Raw genomic sequence first — 16617 nt, 5'->3', positions numbered from 1 at the left:
CTGAGTCTATCAAAGGCCTCCGCGGAGCCGGCGAACCGCGGTCGCAGCGGAGGAACGCCGGGTGCGCGTCACTCCAGGGAGTCGCTGCGCCACAGCCGCGCGCAGCTCACGAGTTCGGACGCCGTGGTCGAGAGACGTAGAGCCCGCGTGGTCAGCTCGCTCGCGCGGACTGCGTTCACGGGCTCCAGGTCATCGGCGACGGAGACGGCTCCGGAGGCGCTCACCCGGCAGAACGCAGCAGCGCGGTCCAGCGCCACCGCGAAGTCGCCGTCGAAGACGCCGCGAAGAATGCGGTCGGCCAGCTCGGTGATCTCGGCCGGCCCTGTGGGGGTGCTCGCTCCCGCGACGACCGGGTCGATGGTGGCCGAGAGCTCGACTCCGCGCTGATAGAGGAAGCTTGTGCTCTCCGGGTCCTGCCGGATCACCAGCCGGAGCAGGTACAGCCGCCAGAGCGCACCCGGAAGACTCACAGCACTCGATCGCGCCCAGAGTTCGGCGAGCGCGTCGATGCCGTTGTGGTCGGTGTACTCGACCAGGCGGTCGATGATCACCGGGTCGGGGTCGTTGCGGACGCGGCTCAGCAGCGCGACAGCGGTCTCGTGGGCGACGCGGCTGATCTGCGCCGGGTCCTCTCCTCCCTGGAACGCCTCGAAGACGTGGGAGGGGAACTTCGTCGGCTTGTGGAAGCCGTCTGTCATGGCGCCGCCTTCCGCGGTCGTGGGCGCACGTGCTCTCAGGCTCGCGCTTCGATGGGGTCCGAGGAGGGTAACGTCCGCGCCTGGGCGGGTATGCCCGCTCCGGGGAGGTCCTCGGGCCGCTACCCTGGAGCACGCGGGCCTCTAGCTCAGTTGGCAGAGCAGCGGACTTTTAATCCGCGGGTCGTCGGTTCGAGCCCGACGGGGCCCACCACCCGATGATGTGGTCGCGCATTCCGGACGCGCGTTCCAGACCGTGCTAAGGCTCAGCCAGGCCGAGCCAGTACCTTGGGAGGAGTGCTGACTTTTCTCCGCGGTCTCCTGCGGCGGCCGCGGCTGTGCGAGGCGTGCCGTCTTCGGCCCGCTCGTCTTCGCGACCCGTTCTGCTCGACGGACTGCGCGAGGACCTACTACCTCTACCTCTGACGCGCTCTGTGCGCTCGTTGGTCATTCGTGGCAGAGCGACCACACGACGTCCGGGTAGTCGCGGACCTTCTCACCGACGAGGAGGCGCCAGCGGCCCTCCTGATGCTCGAGCAGGCGACCGGTGACCACCTCCGAGAGCCAGTCGGAGTCGAGTCGGTACCAGCGGACCAGGCGGACGGTCGTGGCGGTGTGCGAGACGCGAGTCGTCATCGCGGGGTCCCTTCTCGAGGAGGCAGGGAGGGCCGGGTCGCGGCGAGACGTTCGAGCATCGAACGGGTGGTGATCCGAACCGGAGCGACTGTCATTGCCGACCGGCCCGGAGTGCGGCGGGCATCCGGCCTACCGGATGCCAGGAACTCTCGACGACCGCGCGGACACTGTCTGTCCCGGCGGTGGTCACAGCGGACGGGTGGTCGGCAAGCGGCTCGCCCATCGACGCAGCAGCGGGTCGAGCGGGATGCGGTCGTGGCGCGCCGGCGGGAGCGGAGGCACCTCCCGTGACTCCGGCGCAGTCGTTCGCGCGGGCCGACGGTGCCGGAGTCACTGAGCCGTTGGAAGAACAGACTCACCCGCCGACCCTGTGCCCCGGACGGGGCGCGATGGAGGACTGGTACTCAGCCTCCGAGCGCGTGCTACGGGGCGCTGCCGGCTCCACCCGGAGTGATGACCGACTCGCCGCCCTTGCCCCCGCACCAGTAACACAGGTATCGGCGGGCAGGAGGCGCGTCCGGCGATCTTTGAATTGTCCGAGACGACCTGAAATTCTCTTGAAACTAACGAATTGCGGCCTCGGCCGTGGGAGATTAACCATCGCCATCAAGAAGGGCGACACAGCGATACTGAACCCCGCTCAACAATGATAGGAGAAGTAATTTGAGAATCAGTGCGAGAGCTCGTGTAGCTCTTGGCGTCGTAGGCTGTTGCCTTCTGACGACCGTGCTTTCTCCCGCGACGGCGGCCCAAGCGGACGAGCCCGTCTGCGACTTTTCGATGTCCACATCCAAGTACTCCTGCTCAGGCAGCTCCGCGGTACGAAAGCCGACGGACGTCATCGGGGCGCGGATCTTCAGTGGGGAGGGTTTTCAGGGCAGAGAACTGACGATCTGGGTGCCGACACAGTGCCCCAAGGACAATCGGGTGAACTGGTTCCTGGTCCTGGGTGACGAGCTGAAGATGCACGTCGGTTCCGTTCAGGGCTGGGCGGACTGCTGGGTCTGGTTGTACCGCAGAGACGGGTCACGCGAAGGCCCGTTCCGCTCCGACGTCCCTGATGTGTCCCAAGATGGAGGCGACCAGGCCGTCCGGGTCGGGCTGAGCTGATGATGAAACGACTTCTACGAACATTCCTGGTCATCGTTCTCGCCGTGCCGGCGACCCTCGTGGTCGCCCCATCGGCGAGCGCAGACGGCGGGCCGTCCAGCGCGGAGCTCCTCGAGCTCTGCAATAGGGGCGTACCTGATTCCTGCGTCTTCCACTCGAGCCGCCTTGAGACCGTCGATGACGAGCCACGCGTGGCCGGGTCGGACACGAATTGCACCGCCTTCGAATCGACTCGAGTGATTCGTTTCGACGCCGTCAGCGGAACAACCAACAGCTGGGGCGTCGACGTGAATGCCGGAACAAAACTCGGCGCAGCGTTCGAGGCAGGATTATCGGGCTCGATCCAACATCAATGGTTGTGGAGCGACGGCACCGGCGACGAGGTCAGACAGGATGTCGGACCGCACTCGGCTGTGAGAATCTGGGCCTCGAAGGAATCCACCCGAGTGACCGGTACGTGGGAAATTCACTTCGGCTACCGCTATCAAGGCCACTACATCCGGTATGTCAACGGTTTTGTCACGGGGCAAGTCGCCGGCCAGGGCTGGGACTTCCGCAGTGAGCAGACACCGGCTAAGTGCTAAGGCCGCGGTGGGCTGCACGTCGTCCGTGGCAATGACCACGCGCGACTGAGAACGATGGTCTGGTGGCGCGTCCTCTCTAGGACGCGTCACCGGACCATTACTCACTCACCGGAAACTCCCAGGGAATCAGTCGTGACCATTGCTGCCGTCGCCGCGGCCCGTGGCGGACTGCAGACGATCGATGTGCTCGGAGGCCTGGGCCTTGGTGAGATCGGCGGGGAGGGTCTCGCCCGCTTCGCGCGCAAGGGTGTCGAGGTAGCTGCGCTGCGGGCCGGTCATCGGCTCATCGCCGGTCACCCAGTCGGACGGGTCTTTGCTGGCGCTGGTGTCGCTGCCGTCGTCGGCACGTGCGCCGAGGACATCGCCCTCGGTTTTGACATCGGGGTCGGTGGTGTTGTCATCGCTCATGCTGCGACGGTACGCCCGACCACCGACACCGACGAGGGCTTGCGGAGCGGCCCCCTGCACTCCGGTTCACGCGACGAGCAGCGCGTGCGCGAGGGTGAAGATGACCAGGCCGGCCAGGGAGCCGACAACGGTGCCGTTGATTCGAATGAACTGGAGGTCCTTGCCAACCTGCAGCTCGAGCTTCTCGGACGTCTCGCGCGGGTCCCAGCGGTGGATCGTGTCGCCGATGATGCTGGCGATGTCGGTGCGGTAGCGGTCGACGAGGTTCGCCGCGACGGATCCGATCCAGGCATCGACGGTTGCGGCGAGGCCGGCATCGGTCGAGAGACGCCGGCCGAGGTCGACCACGATGGACTCGATGCTGCCGCGGAGCGGGCTCGCCGGGTCGTCCATCGCACCGAGGAGAGAGGCCTTCGTCGCCTCCCAGGCGTCGCCGGCGAGTTCGCGCACGCGCGGGCTGTCGAACGCGCGGTTCTTGATCTCCTCGACACGGGCGATCAGATCGGGATCGGTGCCCAGATCCTCCGCCAGCGTGGCGAGGTAGCCGTCGATGGCGATCCGCAACGGGTGGCCCTGCTCGTCGCGTACCGCTGCGATGAAGACGAGGGCCTCGTGATACAGCCGCTCGTCCACCGCTCGACTGACCGCGGACGGCAACCAGCTCGGCAGGCGTCCGCTGACCATCCGGGTGAAGCTCTGCGGGTTCGCGGCGAGCCAGGCCTCCGCTTGCTCGACCAGCGTGTCGACAAGGCGCCGGTGGTGCCCGGCCTCGACCACACTGCCCACCAGCGAGCCCAGCGGCGGCCCCCACTGCGGGTCGAGAAGGTGGCGTCGCGCGAGCGCTTCGATCACGCGCTGCACGTCGGAGTCGTCCAGCAGCGCGATCGCGGACCGGACGGCGGCCGCGCTCTCGCCACCGACCCGCTGCGCGTTCTCGGGCTCGGCAAGCCAGAGCCCCGCCCGTCGGGCGACCCCGAAGGAGTCGAGCTTCTCGCGCACGATGGCGCCGCGGAGGAAGTTCTCCTCGACGAACTGCGCGAGGCTCGCGCCGATCTCATCCTTCTTGGTCGGGATGATCGCGGTGTGCGGAATCGGTAGTCCGAGCGGACGGCGGAACAGCGCCGTCACGGCAAACCAGTCGGCGAGCGCGCCGACCATTCCGCCCTCGCTCGCGGCCCGCACCCACTGCAGCCACGGATACCGGTCCTGAAGGGCGAACGAGACGGCGAACACGACAGCCATCACCACGAGCAGGCCCGTAGCGAGCCGTTTCATCCGGACCAGGGCGACGCGCTTGGCCTCGTCGTCGCGCCCGACCGCCGCGAGGGTGGTCATGATGCGGTGGGGAACCCCTCGTGGCGGATGCCCCACGCGAGCGTCCACTCCTCGCCCGGCTCGAGCCAGCGCAGGCCTTGCCCGCTGGTGAACGCCTCGGCAGGAGCGGTCATCGGCTCGACCGCGATCGCTGTCTTCACGTCGTCGCCGTCCGGGAAGATCCGGGTGATGAAGACCTGGATGAAGTTGTGCGCGGCGTCGGCCCAGAGGAGCACGCGGCGCCCGTCGGCGGCGCGCAGCCCGTGCACGCTCTCGCCGTCGACCACGCGGACATCGGCCCAGGCGTCGTCGAGCTCGAGGTCGCCGATGCGACGGCCCGAGCGGAGATCCCACTCGGTGCCCTCGACCGGGCTCTGGCCGGTGGGGATGAGGCGCTCGTCGACCTCGATGTGTACCGCCGCGTCGACGGTGATCTCGAGCTCGTCGGTGGGGACGTCGCCGATGGCGAGGAAGGGGTGCGTGCCGATCGCGACCGGCGCCTCGTCGGCTCCGACGTTGATGACACGGTGGACGACCTTCAAGCCATCGGCCTGCAGCTCGTAGCGGACCGACGTCTCGAGGTGGAACGGGTAGCCCGCCTGCGGCACGACCGGCGCGGCCAGCTCGACGAAGGAGGGCCCCTGATCGACCAGGCGGTAGGGAACGCTGACCAGCAGGCCGTGGATGGCGTTGTGATACTTCGGCTCGGTGATGGCGAGCTGGAGCGTCTCGCCGCGGTGGTGCCAGCGCCCGTCCTTCACCCGATTGGGCCAGGGCACCAGCACAGTGCCCGAGCCGAACGGCGGAACAGTGCTCTCCGGGTAGGAGGCGGTGATCTCCACTGCGTCGACGGAGAGGTGGCGCAACGCCGCGGCCACCTCCGTCACGACGGCGTGCAGGGTGCGTCCCTCGGCAGTGAGGTCGAGCGAGAACTGGCGCCCGGTGGCGGGAGCGGGGGTGAAGTCGGCCATTCCTCGATCCTACGGACTGACGCGCTGCCCGAGCGCGCGGCAGCGGGTGACTGCGAGCCCCGCCTCCTCCAGGGCGGCGACAAGCCCGTCGGCGGCGGCGGCTCCGGTGAGCAGGCGGTCGAACTCGTCGGCGGACGCGACCCGGCCGAGATCGACGACGCCGAGCTTGGAGGAGTCGGCAACCACGATCCGCCGGGTCGCCGCGTGCAGCATCCGGCGCTTCAGAGCGGCCTCGGGCAGGTTGACGTTGGTGACGCCGGCCTCGGGGTGAACACCGGTGCAGCCGATGAAGGCAACATCGGCGCGGATGCGCTCGAGCATCTCGGAGGCGAGCGGTTCGACCAGCGAGTGCTGAAGCGGGCGCAGGGTGCCCCCGGTGACGACAACAGTGAAGCGGGGGATGGCCGGTTCGAGCGCCAGCGCGGTGGAGAGCCCGTTGGTGATCACGGTGACGTCGCGCAGGTCATCCCGCTCCACGAGCGCGCGCGCAATGGCGAGCGGAGTCGTGCCCACGTCGAGCACGATGCTCTGCCCGGAGGAGACGGAGGCGGCGGCCTCGCGCCCGATTGCGGCCTTTTCGTCGGACGCGGCGCTCAAGCCCTCCTCGAGCGAGCGCTCGCCGGAGCGAGCGGGTACCGGGATCGCTCCTCCGCGCACGCGCTGCAGGACGCCCTGGCCCGCGAGCACCGCGAGATCGGAGCGGACGGTGACGACAGAGACGCCCAGCAGATCGGCCATCTGAGCGACCGCGACGAAGCCCGAGTTCTCGGCGGTCAGCCGCAACCGCAGCCGGCGCTCGATCGCCGACGTCGACTCCTGCTCGCCGTCTCTCCTCATCCGCTCATCGTGCCGCGACCGGGAGGACTTGTCAAAGAGAAAATCACCTTTCTTTTTCGAAGGTTCGGCCCTAGTGTGGCTCCTGTCATGAACGAAGCGATCACTCTCTCCGGCGGCGTCGTCAAGCGCCCGCACACGCTGGCCGACGGCCGCGAACTCCTCTACTTCGACGACGCCGACACGACGCTCCCCCCGGAGCGCGCCGCCGACGCCCGCCACCTCGACCCGCGCCCCGCCACCGCGAAGATGCGCCAGGACGTGCTGACCGGCGAGTGGGTGTCGATCGCCGCCTCGCGCCAGAACCGCGTGTTTCTCCCCCCTGCCGAACTCGACCCGCTCGCCCCCGCCTCACCGACGAACCCGTCCGAGGTGCCCAGCCACTACGACGTGGCCGTGTTCGAGAACCGCTCCCCCTCCTTCGGCCCGCTCGTCGAGGACGCGAACGCGCCCGCCTCGCTCGAGGACCTCCGCGCCCTGGGGCTCGGTCGGACTTTGACCAGCGTCGGTCGCTGCGAGGTCGTCTGCTTCAGCCCCGAGCACGAGGGCTCATTCGCCACGCTGAGCGCCTCCCGCGCCCGAACCGTCGTCGAGGCCTGGGCCGACCGCGTGGGTGCCCTCTCGGCCCTGCCCGGCGTGCAGCAGGTCTTCCCGTTCGAGAATCGCGGCGAGGCGATCGGAGTCACGCTGCACCACCCTCACGGCCAGATCTACTCCTACCCCTACGTCACCCCCCGCACGACCCGCCTGCTCGCCTCGCTCGACAGCTACGGCCCTTCGATGTTCGCCGACGTCCTCGCCTTCGAGCAGGCCGGGGAGCGGGTCCTGATCCGCGGCGAGCATGTCACTGCGTTCGTGCCGTTCGCCGCGCGCTGGCCCGTCGAGATCCACCTGCTGCCGCACCGCCACGTTCCCGACCTGGCCGCGACGACCGCGGAGGAGCGCGACGAGCTCGCGACGATCTATCAGCGCCTGCTCCGCGGCATCGACGCGCTCTACGACACCCCGACTCCCTACATCGCCGCCTGGCACCAGGCGCCGGTACACGAGCGCCGCGACGAGGTTCGCTTGATGCTCCAGATCACCTCGCCCCGCCGGGCGGAGACGAAGCTCAAGTACCTCGCGGGCAGCGAAGCGGCGATGGGCGCCTGGATCGGCGACATCCCCCCCGAGACGAGCGCCGCGAACCTCCGCGCAGCCATCGAGCGGGCCGACGCCGCCGTTCTCGAGGCCGGGCTCGCCAGGTACCCCGACGCCGCTCTGCCGACCGCCGCGCACGCAGACGGCTCCCTACCCGATGGCGCCACCACCGCCGCCGCCATCGCCGGCACCGTCGCCGAGGAAAACCGATGACCGCCGCTCCCGCGTCCCTCACCGCCGTCGCCGAGAGCGCGGCCGCCGCGTTCCAGCGCAGCTACGGGCGCGTCGCCGCGGGGGTCTGGGCAGGCCCCGGCCGCGTCAACCTGATCGGCGAGCACACCGACTACAACGACGGCTTCGTGTTCCCCTTCGCGATCGACCGCGCCACGGCGGTGGCCGTCGCCCCGCGGGAGGACCGCAGGATCCGGATCAGCAGTGCCTTCTCCCCCGGGATCGTCGAGGTCGCTCTCGACGAGCTCGGCCCCGGCGCCGTCACCGGCTGGTCGGCGTACCCGCTCGGCGTGGTCTGGGCGCTCACCGAGTACGGCGTCGACCTCGGTTCCCACGCGGGCTTCGACGCGTACGTCGACTCCGACGTGCCGGTCGGCGCGGGGCTCTCGAGCTCGGCCGCGCTGATGTGCGCCATGGCCGTCGCCCTCGACGAACTCTGGGGTCTCGGCTTCGACCTCGCCACGATGGCTCGCGTCGGCCGCCGAGCCGAAAACGTCGCGGTCGGCGCTCCCACCGGGATCATGGACGAGTCGGCGTCCCTCTTCGGGAAGCGCGACGCCGCGGTGTTCCTGGACTGCCGCAGCCTCGACACCGAGGTCATCCCGCTGGGTTTCGAGGAGGCGGGACTCGTCCTGCTCGTCGTCGACACCCGCGTCGAGCATGCGCATGCCACCGGCGGCTACGCCGAGCGGCGCGCCTCCTGCGAGCTCGGCGCTGCGGCGCTCGGGGTGCCGTCGCTGCGCGAGCTGTCGATCCACGATCTGCCGCGTGCCGAGGAACTCCTCGACGATGTCACCTTCCGTCGCGTGAGGCACGTGGTGACCGAGGACACTCGCGTCCTCGAGACCGTCCGCACGCTGCGCGAGCACGGCCCGAGGGCGATCGGCGACCTGCTCGACGCCGGCCACGTCTCCCTCCGCGACGACTTCGAGATCTCGGTTCCCGAGCTCGACACCGCCGTCGAGGCCGCCCGCGGCGCCGGAGCGATCGGTGCGCGGATGACCGGCGGCGGCTTCGGCGGCTCGGCCATCGCGCTTACTCCGGTCGAGAAGGAGGAGCAGGTCCGCGGCGCCGTCCTCGCCGCCTTCGCCCAGAAGGGCTTCGCGACGCCTGAACTGTTCCTGGTCACGGCCGCCGACGGCGCGGGCCGGGTGCTCTGACGGATGATCCGGAAACGCCCTCCGTGGCCGAGCATCACACAGGGCGTCTCTCCTCCTGAGGGCGCTACTGCCGCGCATCCGGCGGGACGACCGCGCGCGCCTCGCCCCCGGTGACCCGCACGAACTCGTCGAAGCTCGTCGGGTAGACCGTCTGCGGGTGCCCGGCCGCCGCCCAGACCGCCGGAGAGGAGGCCAACGCCGTGTCGACCACCGTCCGGAGCGGCGCAGGATGACCGACCGGCGCGACTCCCCCGATGACCTGACCGGTCGCCGCTCTCACGTCACTGGCAGAGGCACGACCGATCACTCCGCCCAGCTGCTCGCCCAGCCACTCGGTCTCGACGCGGTGGCCGCCGCTGGTCAGCACCAGCGACGGCGCACCGTCGAGCAGGAACACGAGCGAGTTCGCGATCTGACCGACCTCGACGTCCAGCGCCGCGGCTGCCAGCGCGGCCGTCGACGCGGCCTCGTCGAGCCAGCGCACGCACAGCTGCACGCCGCGCCGGTCGAGATCGGCGAGGACGCGGTCGACGGCCGGGTGGCTCCGACCGCTCATGCCGCTGAGGCTAGCCCCAGGACCGCACTCACTTCTCGAACGTGGCGGCGTCGATCACGAAGCGATACCGCACGTCCGAGGCGAGCACGCGCTCGTAGGCCTCGTTGATCTGCGAGGCCGATACAACCTCGACGTCGCTCGCGATGCCCTTTTCCGCGCAGAAATCGAGCATCTCCTGGGTCTCGCGAATGCCTCCGATGCCGGAGCCCGCGAAGGAGCGACGGGCGCCGAACAGGGTGAAGACGTGCAGAGGGAGCGCCTCTGCCGGGGCGCCGACGTTGACCATCGTCCCGTTGCGGCGGAGGAGTCCCAGGTAGGCGTCGAGATCCAGCGGGGCGCTGACCGTGTTGATGATCAGGTCGAAGGTGTTCGCGAGGTCGGTGAAGGTCGCCTCGTCCTTTGTCGCGTAGTAGTGGTCGGCGCCCAGGCGCAGGCCGTCCTCCTTCTTGCTGAGGGTCTGCGAGAGCACGGTGACCTCGGCGCCCATTGCGTGAGCGAACTTCACGGCCATATGGCCGAGGCCACCGAGTCCGACCACGGCGACGCGCTTGCCCGGGCCCGCCCCCCAGTGCGAGAGCGGCGAGTAGGTGGTGATGCCCGCGCACAGCAGAGGCGCGGCGGCCTCGTAGGGAATCGACTCCGGCACGCGGAGCACGAAGTCTTCGACGACCACGACGTGGGTCGAGTACCCGCCCTGCGTGACGGTTCCGTCGCGGTCGACGGAGGCGTAGGTGCCGGTGTTGCCCCTGAGGCAGTACTGCTCCTCGCCGGCGAGGCAGTTCTCGCACTCGCGGCAGGAGTTCACCATGCAGCCGACACCGACGCGGTCGCCCACCGAGTGCTTGGTGACCTCGGAGCCGACCTCGGCGACGACGCCGACGATCTCGTGGCCGACGGTCAGTGGGTACTGGACCTGTCCCCAGTCGCCTCGGACAGTGTGGATGTCGGAGTGGCAGATACCGGAGTAGGCGATCTCGATCAGCACGTCATTCGGTCCGACGTCGCGGCGCTCGATGGTCGTGGGGACGAGCGGCTCGGTCGCAGAGGGGGCGGCGTAAGCGGTGACGGTGAGCATGGATTCTCCTCGTGGGGCGGGGCGCGCTCCGAGGACGTGTCCGACGGGGTGGGGGACGCGAGAGCGCCGACCTACGCTACCGGGAGGCGACCGGGCATCTCCCCCAAACGCGGGTCGGCGCAGGGCGCTCAGCGCAGGGCTCGCTCCGCGGCAGTCACCACGTTGTGGATGAGCATCGCGCGGGTCATCGGGCCGACACCGCCGGGAACGGGCGAGAGCCAGCCCGCGACCTCCGCCACCGACGGAGCGACGTCGCCGGTCAGCTTCGCGCGCCCCGTCTCCGGGTTCTCGACCCGGGTGATGCCCACATCCAGGACCGCGGCACCGGGCTTCACCCAGTCGGCCTGGATCAATCCGGGCACACCGACGGCAGCCACGACGATATCGGCGCGGCGTACCTCCGCGGCGAGGTCGGCGGTGCGGGAGTGGGTCAGGGTCACCGTGGCGTCCACACCCTTCCGTGTGAGCAAAAGGCCGAGCGGACGGCCGACGGTGAGGCCGCGGCCGACGACGACGACGTGCTTGCCCGAGGTAGGGATGCCGTGGCGCTGCAGCATCTCCACGATCCCGTTCGGCGTGCAGGGCAGCGGACTGTCCAGTTCGCCCTCGACGCCGAGAACAAGCCGCCCGAGGTTGGTGGGATGCAGGCCGTCGGCATCTTTGTCCGGATCCATCAGCTCGAGCATCGAGTTCTCGTCGATGCCCCTGGGCAGCGGCAGCTGGATGATGTACCCGGTCACGGCCGCCGACTCGTTCAGCCGCCGGATGGCGGCGCGGATATCCTCCGCCGACGCGGTCGCGGGCAGGTCCACGCGGATCGACTCGATCCCCACCTCCGCGCAATCGCGGTGCTTGCCGGCGACGTACGAGCGCGAGGCCGGGTCGTCCCCCACCAGGAGCGTGCCCAGCCCGGGCACGACACCCCGCTCGCGCAGAGCGGCGACCCGCTCGGCGATCTCCGTTTTGACCGCCGTCGCCGTCGCGACGCCGTCGAGTACCTGTGCCGTCATCTCGGACTCCTCGTTCGGGGCGCGGCGGAGAGGGGGCGACGCCCCGCCTCCGCCGTGCGAGTGGTGTAGCGGGTCGACTACAGCCCGGGGTAGAGCGGGAAGTCGTCGGTGAGGCGGGCGACGCGGCCGCGCAGCGCCTCGAGGTCGGCCGAGGGCTTGAGCGCCTCGGCGATGACGTCGGCGACCTCGCCGAACTCCGTGTCGCCGAAGCCGCGGGTGGCGAGCGCCGGGGTGCCGATGCGCAGACCCGAGGTCACCATCGGCGGGCGGGGGTCGAACGGCACGGCATTGCGGTTGACGGTGATACCGACCTCGTGGAGGCGGTCCTCGGCCTGCTTGCCGTCCAGCGGCGAATCGCGCAGGTCCGCGAGGACGAGGTGCACGTCAGTGCCCCCGGTGAGAACGTCGATGCCCTCGGCCTTCGAGTCGGCCGCCGTGAGGCGCTCGGCGAGGATCTGCGCGCCGCGGATGGTGCGCGCCTGGCGGTCGGCGAACTCCGGCTCGCCTGCGAGCTTGAATGCTGTCGCCTTCGCGGCGATCACGTGCATCAGCGGTCCGCCCTGCTGACCGGGGAAGACGGCCGAGTTCAGCTTCTTGGCGTACTCCTGCTTGGCGAGGATGAGGCCCGAGCGCGGGCCGGCCAGCGTCTTGTGGACGGTGGTCGTCACGACGTCGGCGTGGGGCACCGGGGAGGGATGCAGGCCTGCGGCCACCAGACCGGCGAAGTGGGCCATGTCGACCCAGAGCTTCGCGCCGACCTCGTCCGCGATGGCGCGGAACGCCTCGAAGTCGAGCTGGCGGGGGTAGGCGGACCAGCCGGCGATGAGCACCTGCGGGCGGACCTCCAGGGCCTTCTCGCGCACCGCGTCCATGTCGATCCGGAAGGTCGTCGGATCGACGCCGTACGCGGTCGCGTTGTAGAGCTTGCCCGAGAAGTTGAGCTTCATGCCGTGAGTCAGATGCCCGCCGTGCGCCAGCTCGAGGCCGAGGATGGTGTCGCCGGGCTGAACCAGAGCGGCGAGTGCCGCCGCGTTGGCGGACGCGCCGGAGTGGGGCTGGACGTTGGCGAACTCGGCGCCGAAAAGCGCCTTGGCCCGGTCGATCGCGAGCTGCTCGGCGACGTCGACGTACTCGCAGCCGCCGTAGTAACGGCGGCCGGGGTAGCCCTCCGCGTACTTGTTCGTCAGGACGGAGCCCTGGGATTCGAGGACCGCGCGCGGCACGAAGTTCTCGCTCGCGATCATCTCGAGGTAGCTGCGCTGGCGATCGAGCTCCTGCTGAAGCACGGCGGCGATCTCGGGGTCGACCACCGAGACGGGCTCGTCGAACGAGGCGGCGACGCCGGGGCGCGCGGAGGCGGGGGATGAGGACACGGACGCTCCTTGGCTGGGAAACGGAAGGGGCCCGGCAGGTCGCGGCGGCGCGACACGGCTCGTTCGGGCGACCCGATCTACGGTATCCGTTCCAGCCCAGGCGTGCGGCGGGAAAAGTGTCCGGGACGCTGCCCCGGAGGAGGTGCCGCTCCCTGATGGTCACCCATCCAAACGCCAGTCGCGGCGCGCCCACTCTAGCAAGCGAGACGGGTGGCGCGGGAGCCGTGCCACCCAGCGACGGCACGTCGCCGCCGTGCGACGATCGCTCGGGCAGCTCCGGCGCGGGGCTGGTGAGGGGGCGTGGCTGTGGGTCTTCGACGCGGCTCCGAGAGCGTCGATGGTCTGGGCGATCCCGAACTGCTCGCGCTCGTGCGCAGCGGACGCACCGACGCCGTCTCCGAGCTGTGGCGCCGTCATTCCGGCGCCGGACGTACGGTCGCCCGTGCCTGGTCGAGCAGCTCGGACCCCGATGACCTGGTCTCGGAGGCGTTCCTTCGCGTGCTGCGGGTGGTCGAGGGCGGAGGCGGCCCCGAGGGCGCCTTCCGCCCTTACTTCTTCACCGCGATCCGCAACGTCGCCGGCTCCTGGGCGCGCCGGAGCCGGCGGGAGCGACCGTTCGACGAGGACGACCATTCCCTCCTCGCTGCCGGCCCGGACCCGGAGGAGCGCGCACTCGCGGCGCTGGAGCGCGATCTCGGCGCCCGCGCATTCCGGGCGCTGCCGGCGCGCTGGCAGGAGGTGCTCTGGTACACGGAGGTCGAGGGCCTGGCTCCCGCCGACGCCGCGCCGCTGCTCGGTCTCCGTCCCAACGCGGTCGCGGCGCTCGGGATGCGCGCGCGGGAGGGCCTGCGGGCGGCCTGGATCCGAGAGCACGTCCTCGACTCCTCCGCAACCGGCGAATGCGAGTGGGTACTGGAGCGAGCGGGGGCGCACGCTCGCGGCAGGCTGCCCGCTCGGGACAGGCTGCGCCTGAACGGCCACCTGACCGAGTGCCTTTCCTGCCGCGAGGCACTGGCCGAAGCCGAGCACGCAAGCCGACGACTCGCGACGGTGCTGCTGCCGCTCGTCGCGGGGTTGAGCGGGGCCGCGGCGTGGGGTGCTGCGGGCGGCGCGTCGGCGTCAAGCGGAGCCTCGGCGTCCGGCGCCAGTGCGCTGCGGAGCGGCGTCCAGGCGTCGCGGGCCGGGAGTGGAGCGGGCGTGGTTGTCACCGTGGCCGTCGTGGCGGGGCTCGCGATCGCAGGAGTCGGCGGGGGCGCAGTGCTGCTGTCCGCAGGGACGGTCCAGTCGGTCGTTGCGTCGGAGGAGGCGCTCCCGCAGGAGGCGCTTCCCCAGGAGGCGCTCCCCCACAAGGAGGACCACGAGACGGGACGCACCCCGAATCCGGAATCGACCCTCGAGGCGGCCACCGCACCCAGCGCGAGCACCGACGGGCAGGAGCCCGAGCGGGTCGCATCGTCCGATGCAGCCGGAGGGACGGACAGCACGCAGAACCGGAGCAGAGCAGTTGAGGCCGACCGGCCCGGCACCGCTCCGCCAGCGGACGCCGAGGCGACGCCGAACAGCAGCTCTTTCGCAGCTGTTTCGGCTCCGCGCACCGGCGATCGCGCACCGCAGGAGGAGACCACGGCCGTCCCCGCTCCCTCCGGCGGACCGGCGCCGGCACCCGTCGCCTCCGAGCGGAACGGCACTGCGACGTCGACAGCGACGCCCGCACCGGGATCGATACCGGCGCCCGCACCCGCACCCGCACCTGCGCCGGACCCGACCCCAGCACCCGCACCCGCACCTGCACCTGCACCTGCACCGGCACCTGCACCCGAACCGGCACCTGCACCGGCACCCGAACCGGCACCTGCGCCGGACCCGACTCCGACGCCCGAACCAGCACCGGAACCGGCACCGGCACCGGCACCGGACCCAGCACCAGCACCGGAGCCGGACCCCGCACCCGCACCCGCACCCGAGACGGCGACCCCTGCGCCCGAGCCGGCGACGACTCCCGCGCCGTCGGCTCCGACTCCGGCTGCTGATGCGCCGACCGCCGCCGCGCCCACTCTCGTGCTCGACACCGACGGCCGGCTCCTCCCCGACGCCGCGGGAACCGCTGAGCCCGGAGCCACGGTCCTCCTCGTCGATGCAGCCGACGACCGCCGCTACGGTGCGGCCACGGCCGACGCCACCGGCCGCTGGACCGCCACCGCCCTACCCCTCCCCCTCGGCAGGACGACCGTACTCGCCCGCTCCGCGTCCGGAGCGAGCGCACCGGCGAGCGTCGATCTGCGCGCACCGACGCTCATCGCTCCGGACTCGGCGAGCGCCGGCGACGTCCGCGTGCTCGTCCTCGCCGACTCGGACGCCGACGGACTGGAGCTCCTGGTCGACGGCGAGCCGGTGCAGGCCCTCGCTCCCGGAGCCCCCGTCCTCACCACGACCATCGACCTACCCGCAGGGACGCACGTGGTGGGCGTCCGATACTCCGCTCCGGGCGGCCGCGTCGGAGCCATCGCCACCAGCGCCGTGACGGTCGAGTGAGCGGCGCGGACCGGCCCACCCGCCCCCGTTATCCTGGGCGGATGCAGCCCGAACCCGCCGCGCCCGCGACCCACCTGCCCGCCCCAGCGGGCACCCCGTCGACGGGCAGCGACGCCGCCTGGGCCGGCGACCGGTCCGCGGGTAACCACTGGACCCTCACCTTCGCGTGCCCGGACCAGCCCGGCATCGTGCACGCCGTGTCCGGAGCCGTCGTCCAGGCCCGCGGCAACATCACCGAGAGCCAGCAGTTCTCGAGTGCCGACACCGGCCGCTTCTTCATGCGCCTGCAGGTGGAGTCGCCGATCACCCGCGAGGAGTTCGCCGCGGCACTACTGCCGATCACCGAGCACTACGGGATGACCTGGCGCCTCGACGTCGTCGGTCGGCCGCTGCGCACCCTCGTGCTTGCCTCCACCGCCGCGCACTGCGTCAACGACCTGCTCTTTCGTCAGCGCGCCGGGCAGCTCGCGGTGGAGATCCCGCTGATCCTGTCCAATCACGGGAGCCTGCGCGACCTCGCCGAGTTCTATGGCGTGCCGTTCGAGTCCCGCCCCGTCGTCTCGCCGCAGACCAAGCGCGAGTTCGAGGCGCGCGTGCTCGCGGTCGTCGAGGAGCACGACGTCGAGCTCGTGGTCCTGGCGCGCTACATGCAGATCCTCTCGCCCGAGCTCTGCGCCAGCCTCGCCGGGCGGGCCATCAACATCCATCACTCGTTCCTGCCGGGCTTCAAGGGCGCCAATCCTTACAAGCAGGCGCACGCCCGCGGAGTCAAGCTGATCGGTGCGACGGCCCACTTCGTCACCAGCGACCTCGACGAAGGGCCGATCATCGAGCAGAACGTGGTGCGCGTGGACCACTCGCACTCGGTGGCGCAGCTCGTCGCGATCGGCCAGGACGAGGAGAGCCGCACGCTCACGCAGGCGGTCAAGTGGTTCACGGAGGATCGGGTACTGCTCGACGGCGCCCGCACGATCATCTTCCGCTGACC

Annotated in this window: 16 protein-coding genes, 1 tRNA gene and 1 riboswitch; of the genes, 7 read left to right on the top strand and 10 right to left on the bottom strand. The window is 70.6% G+C overall.

Annotation, left to right across the window (positions count from 1 at the left end; translation table 11 throughout):
- Window positions 1-68: 68 nt before the first annotated feature.
- Window positions 69-698 carry a DNA-directed RNA polymerase subunit beta gene (locus A6122_RS03645; RefSeq protein WP_068251744.1) on the bottom strand — a complete coding sequence of 210 codons (630 nt, stop codon included), beginning with the start codon at window positions 696-698 and terminating at the stop codon, window positions 69-71.
- Between the two features lie 135 nt (window positions 699-833).
- Here A6122_RS03645 and A6122_RS03640 point away from each other — a divergent pair.
- Window positions 834-909 (top strand) — tRNA-Lys (locus A6122_RS03640).
- A gap of 233 nt (window positions 910-1142) precedes the next feature.
- Here A6122_RS03640 and A6122_RS03635 read toward each other — a convergent pair.
- Window positions 1143-1331, bottom strand: coding sequence for a hypothetical protein (locus tag A6122_RS03635; RefSeq protein WP_068251741.1), 189 nt, complete (start codon window positions 1329-1331; stop codon window positions 1143-1145).
- 927 nt (window positions 1332-2258) lie between these two features.
- Here A6122_RS03635 and A6122_RS16385 point away from each other — a divergent pair.
- Together A6122_RS16385 and A6122_RS16380 are read left to right on the top strand one after the other, a co-directional pair.
- Window positions 2259-2441, top strand: a complete 183-nt coding sequence (locus A6122_RS16385) for a hypothetical protein (protein ID WP_104259018.1) — start codon at window positions 2259-2261, stop codon at window positions 2439-2441.
- Between the two features lie 236 nt (window positions 2442-2677).
- Complete coding sequence (locus A6122_RS16380; protein ID WP_146085067.1) at window positions 2678-3025, top strand: hypothetical protein; 348 nt, start codon at window positions 2678-2680, stop codon at window positions 3023-3025.
- Window positions 3026-3151: 126 nt separating this feature from the next.
- Here A6122_RS16380 and A6122_RS03620 read toward each other — a convergent pair whose 3' ends face one another.
- The 4 genes from A6122_RS03620 to A6122_RS03605 all read right to left on the bottom strand — a co-directional run bounded on the left by A6122_RS03620 (window position 3152) and on the right by A6122_RS03605 (window position 6555).
- Window positions 3152-3433, bottom strand: coding sequence for a DUF3072 domain-containing protein (locus A6122_RS03620; RefSeq protein ID WP_068256952.1), 282 nt, complete (start codon window positions 3431-3433; stop codon window positions 3152-3154).
- A 66-nt stretch (window positions 3434-3499) separates the two neighbouring features.
- Window positions 3500-4768: a DUF445 domain-containing protein gene (locus A6122_RS03615; protein WP_068251735.1), complete on the bottom strand. Its 1269-nt coding sequence runs from the start codon at window positions 4766-4768 to the stop codon at window positions 3500-3502.
- Entirely contained in the window at window positions 4765-5718 is a 954-nt protein-coding gene (locus A6122_RS03610) for an aldose 1-epimerase family protein (protein WP_068251732.1), read from the bottom strand. Before A6122_RS03610 ends, A6122_RS03615 begins: the two co-directional genes overlap by 4 nt.
- A 9-nt stretch (window positions 5719-5727) precedes the next feature.
- A complete protein-coding gene (locus A6122_RS03605) occupies window positions 5728-6555 on the bottom strand; it encodes a DeoR/GlpR family DNA-binding transcription regulator (RefSeq protein ID WP_084415792.1) in 828 nt (275 codons plus the stop codon).
- A gap of 87 nt (window positions 6556-6642) precedes the next feature.
- On the opposite strand from A6122_RS03605, the gene galT reads away from it, so the two are divergent.
- The gene (gene galT, locus A6122_RS03600) at window positions 6643-7905 is read left to right on the top strand and encodes a galactose-1-phosphate uridylyltransferase (protein WP_084415791.1); all 1263 of its coding nucleotides are present in this window, start codon (window positions 6643-6645) and stop codon (window positions 7903-7905) included.
- A complete protein-coding gene (gene galK, locus A6122_RS03595; RefSeq protein WP_068251729.1) occupies window positions 7902-9083 on the top strand; it encodes a galactokinase in 1182 nt (393 codons plus the stop codon). The genes galT and galK overlap by 4 nt, the downstream gene beginning before the upstream one ends.
- A gap of 64 nt (window positions 9084-9147) precedes the next feature.
- Here the strand turns inward: galK and A6122_RS03590 are convergent, their stop codons facing one another.
- The 4 genes from A6122_RS03590 to glyA all read right to left on the bottom strand — a co-directional run bounded on the left by A6122_RS03590 (window position 9148) and on the right by glyA (window position 13097).
- Complete coding sequence (locus A6122_RS03590) at window positions 9148-9639, bottom strand: YbaK/EbsC family protein (protein WP_068251726.1); 492 nt, start codon at window positions 9637-9639, stop codon at window positions 9148-9150.
- 28 nt (window positions 9640-9667) lie between these two features.
- Window positions 9668-10714 (bottom strand): NAD(P)-dependent alcohol dehydrogenase, encoded by a 1047-nt coding sequence (locus A6122_RS03585; RefSeq protein WP_068251723.1) that lies wholly within the window; start codon window positions 10712-10714, stop codon window positions 9668-9670.
- Between the two features lie 128 nt (window positions 10715-10842).
- Window positions 10843-11724 carry a bifunctional methylenetetrahydrofolate dehydrogenase/methenyltetrahydrofolate cyclohydrolase gene (locus A6122_RS03580; RefSeq protein ID WP_068251721.1) on the bottom strand — a complete coding sequence of 294 codons (882 nt, stop codon included), beginning with the start codon at window positions 11722-11724 and terminating at the stop codon, window positions 10843-10845.
- A 77-nt stretch (window positions 11725-11801) separates the two neighbouring features.
- Window positions 11802-13097 carry a serine hydroxymethyltransferase gene (glyA, locus tag A6122_RS03575; RefSeq protein WP_068251718.1) on the bottom strand — a complete coding sequence of 432 codons (1296 nt, stop codon included), beginning with the start codon at window positions 13095-13097 and terminating at the stop codon, window positions 11802-11804.
- 87 nt (window positions 13098-13184) lie between these two features.
- Window positions 13185-13289, bottom strand: a riboswitch (ZMP/ZTP riboswitch).
- A 114-nt stretch (window positions 13290-13403) separates the two neighbouring features.
- Here glyA and A6122_RS17500 point away from each other — a divergent pair.
- Window positions 13404-15629 carry a sigma-70 family RNA polymerase sigma factor gene (locus A6122_RS17500; protein WP_167542339.1) on the top strand — a complete coding sequence of 742 codons (2226 nt, stop codon included), beginning with the start codon at window positions 13404-13406 and terminating at the stop codon, window positions 15627-15629.
- 41 nt (window positions 15630-15670) lie between these two features.
- Window positions 15671-16615, top strand: a complete 945-nt coding sequence (gene purU / locus A6122_RS03565; RefSeq protein ID WP_084415790.1) for a formyltetrahydrofolate deformylase — start codon at window positions 15671-15673, stop codon at window positions 16613-16615.
- Window positions 16616-16617 lie beyond the last annotated feature (2 nt).

The organism is Rathayibacter tritici (genome assembly GCF_001641005.1).
Taxonomy (GTDB): Bacteria; Actinomycetota; Actinomycetes; order Actinomycetales; family Microbacteriaceae; genus Rathayibacter; species Rathayibacter tritici.
Note: the sequence above shows the minus strand (reverse complement) of the source record. Positions and strands in the feature narration are given on the sequence as shown.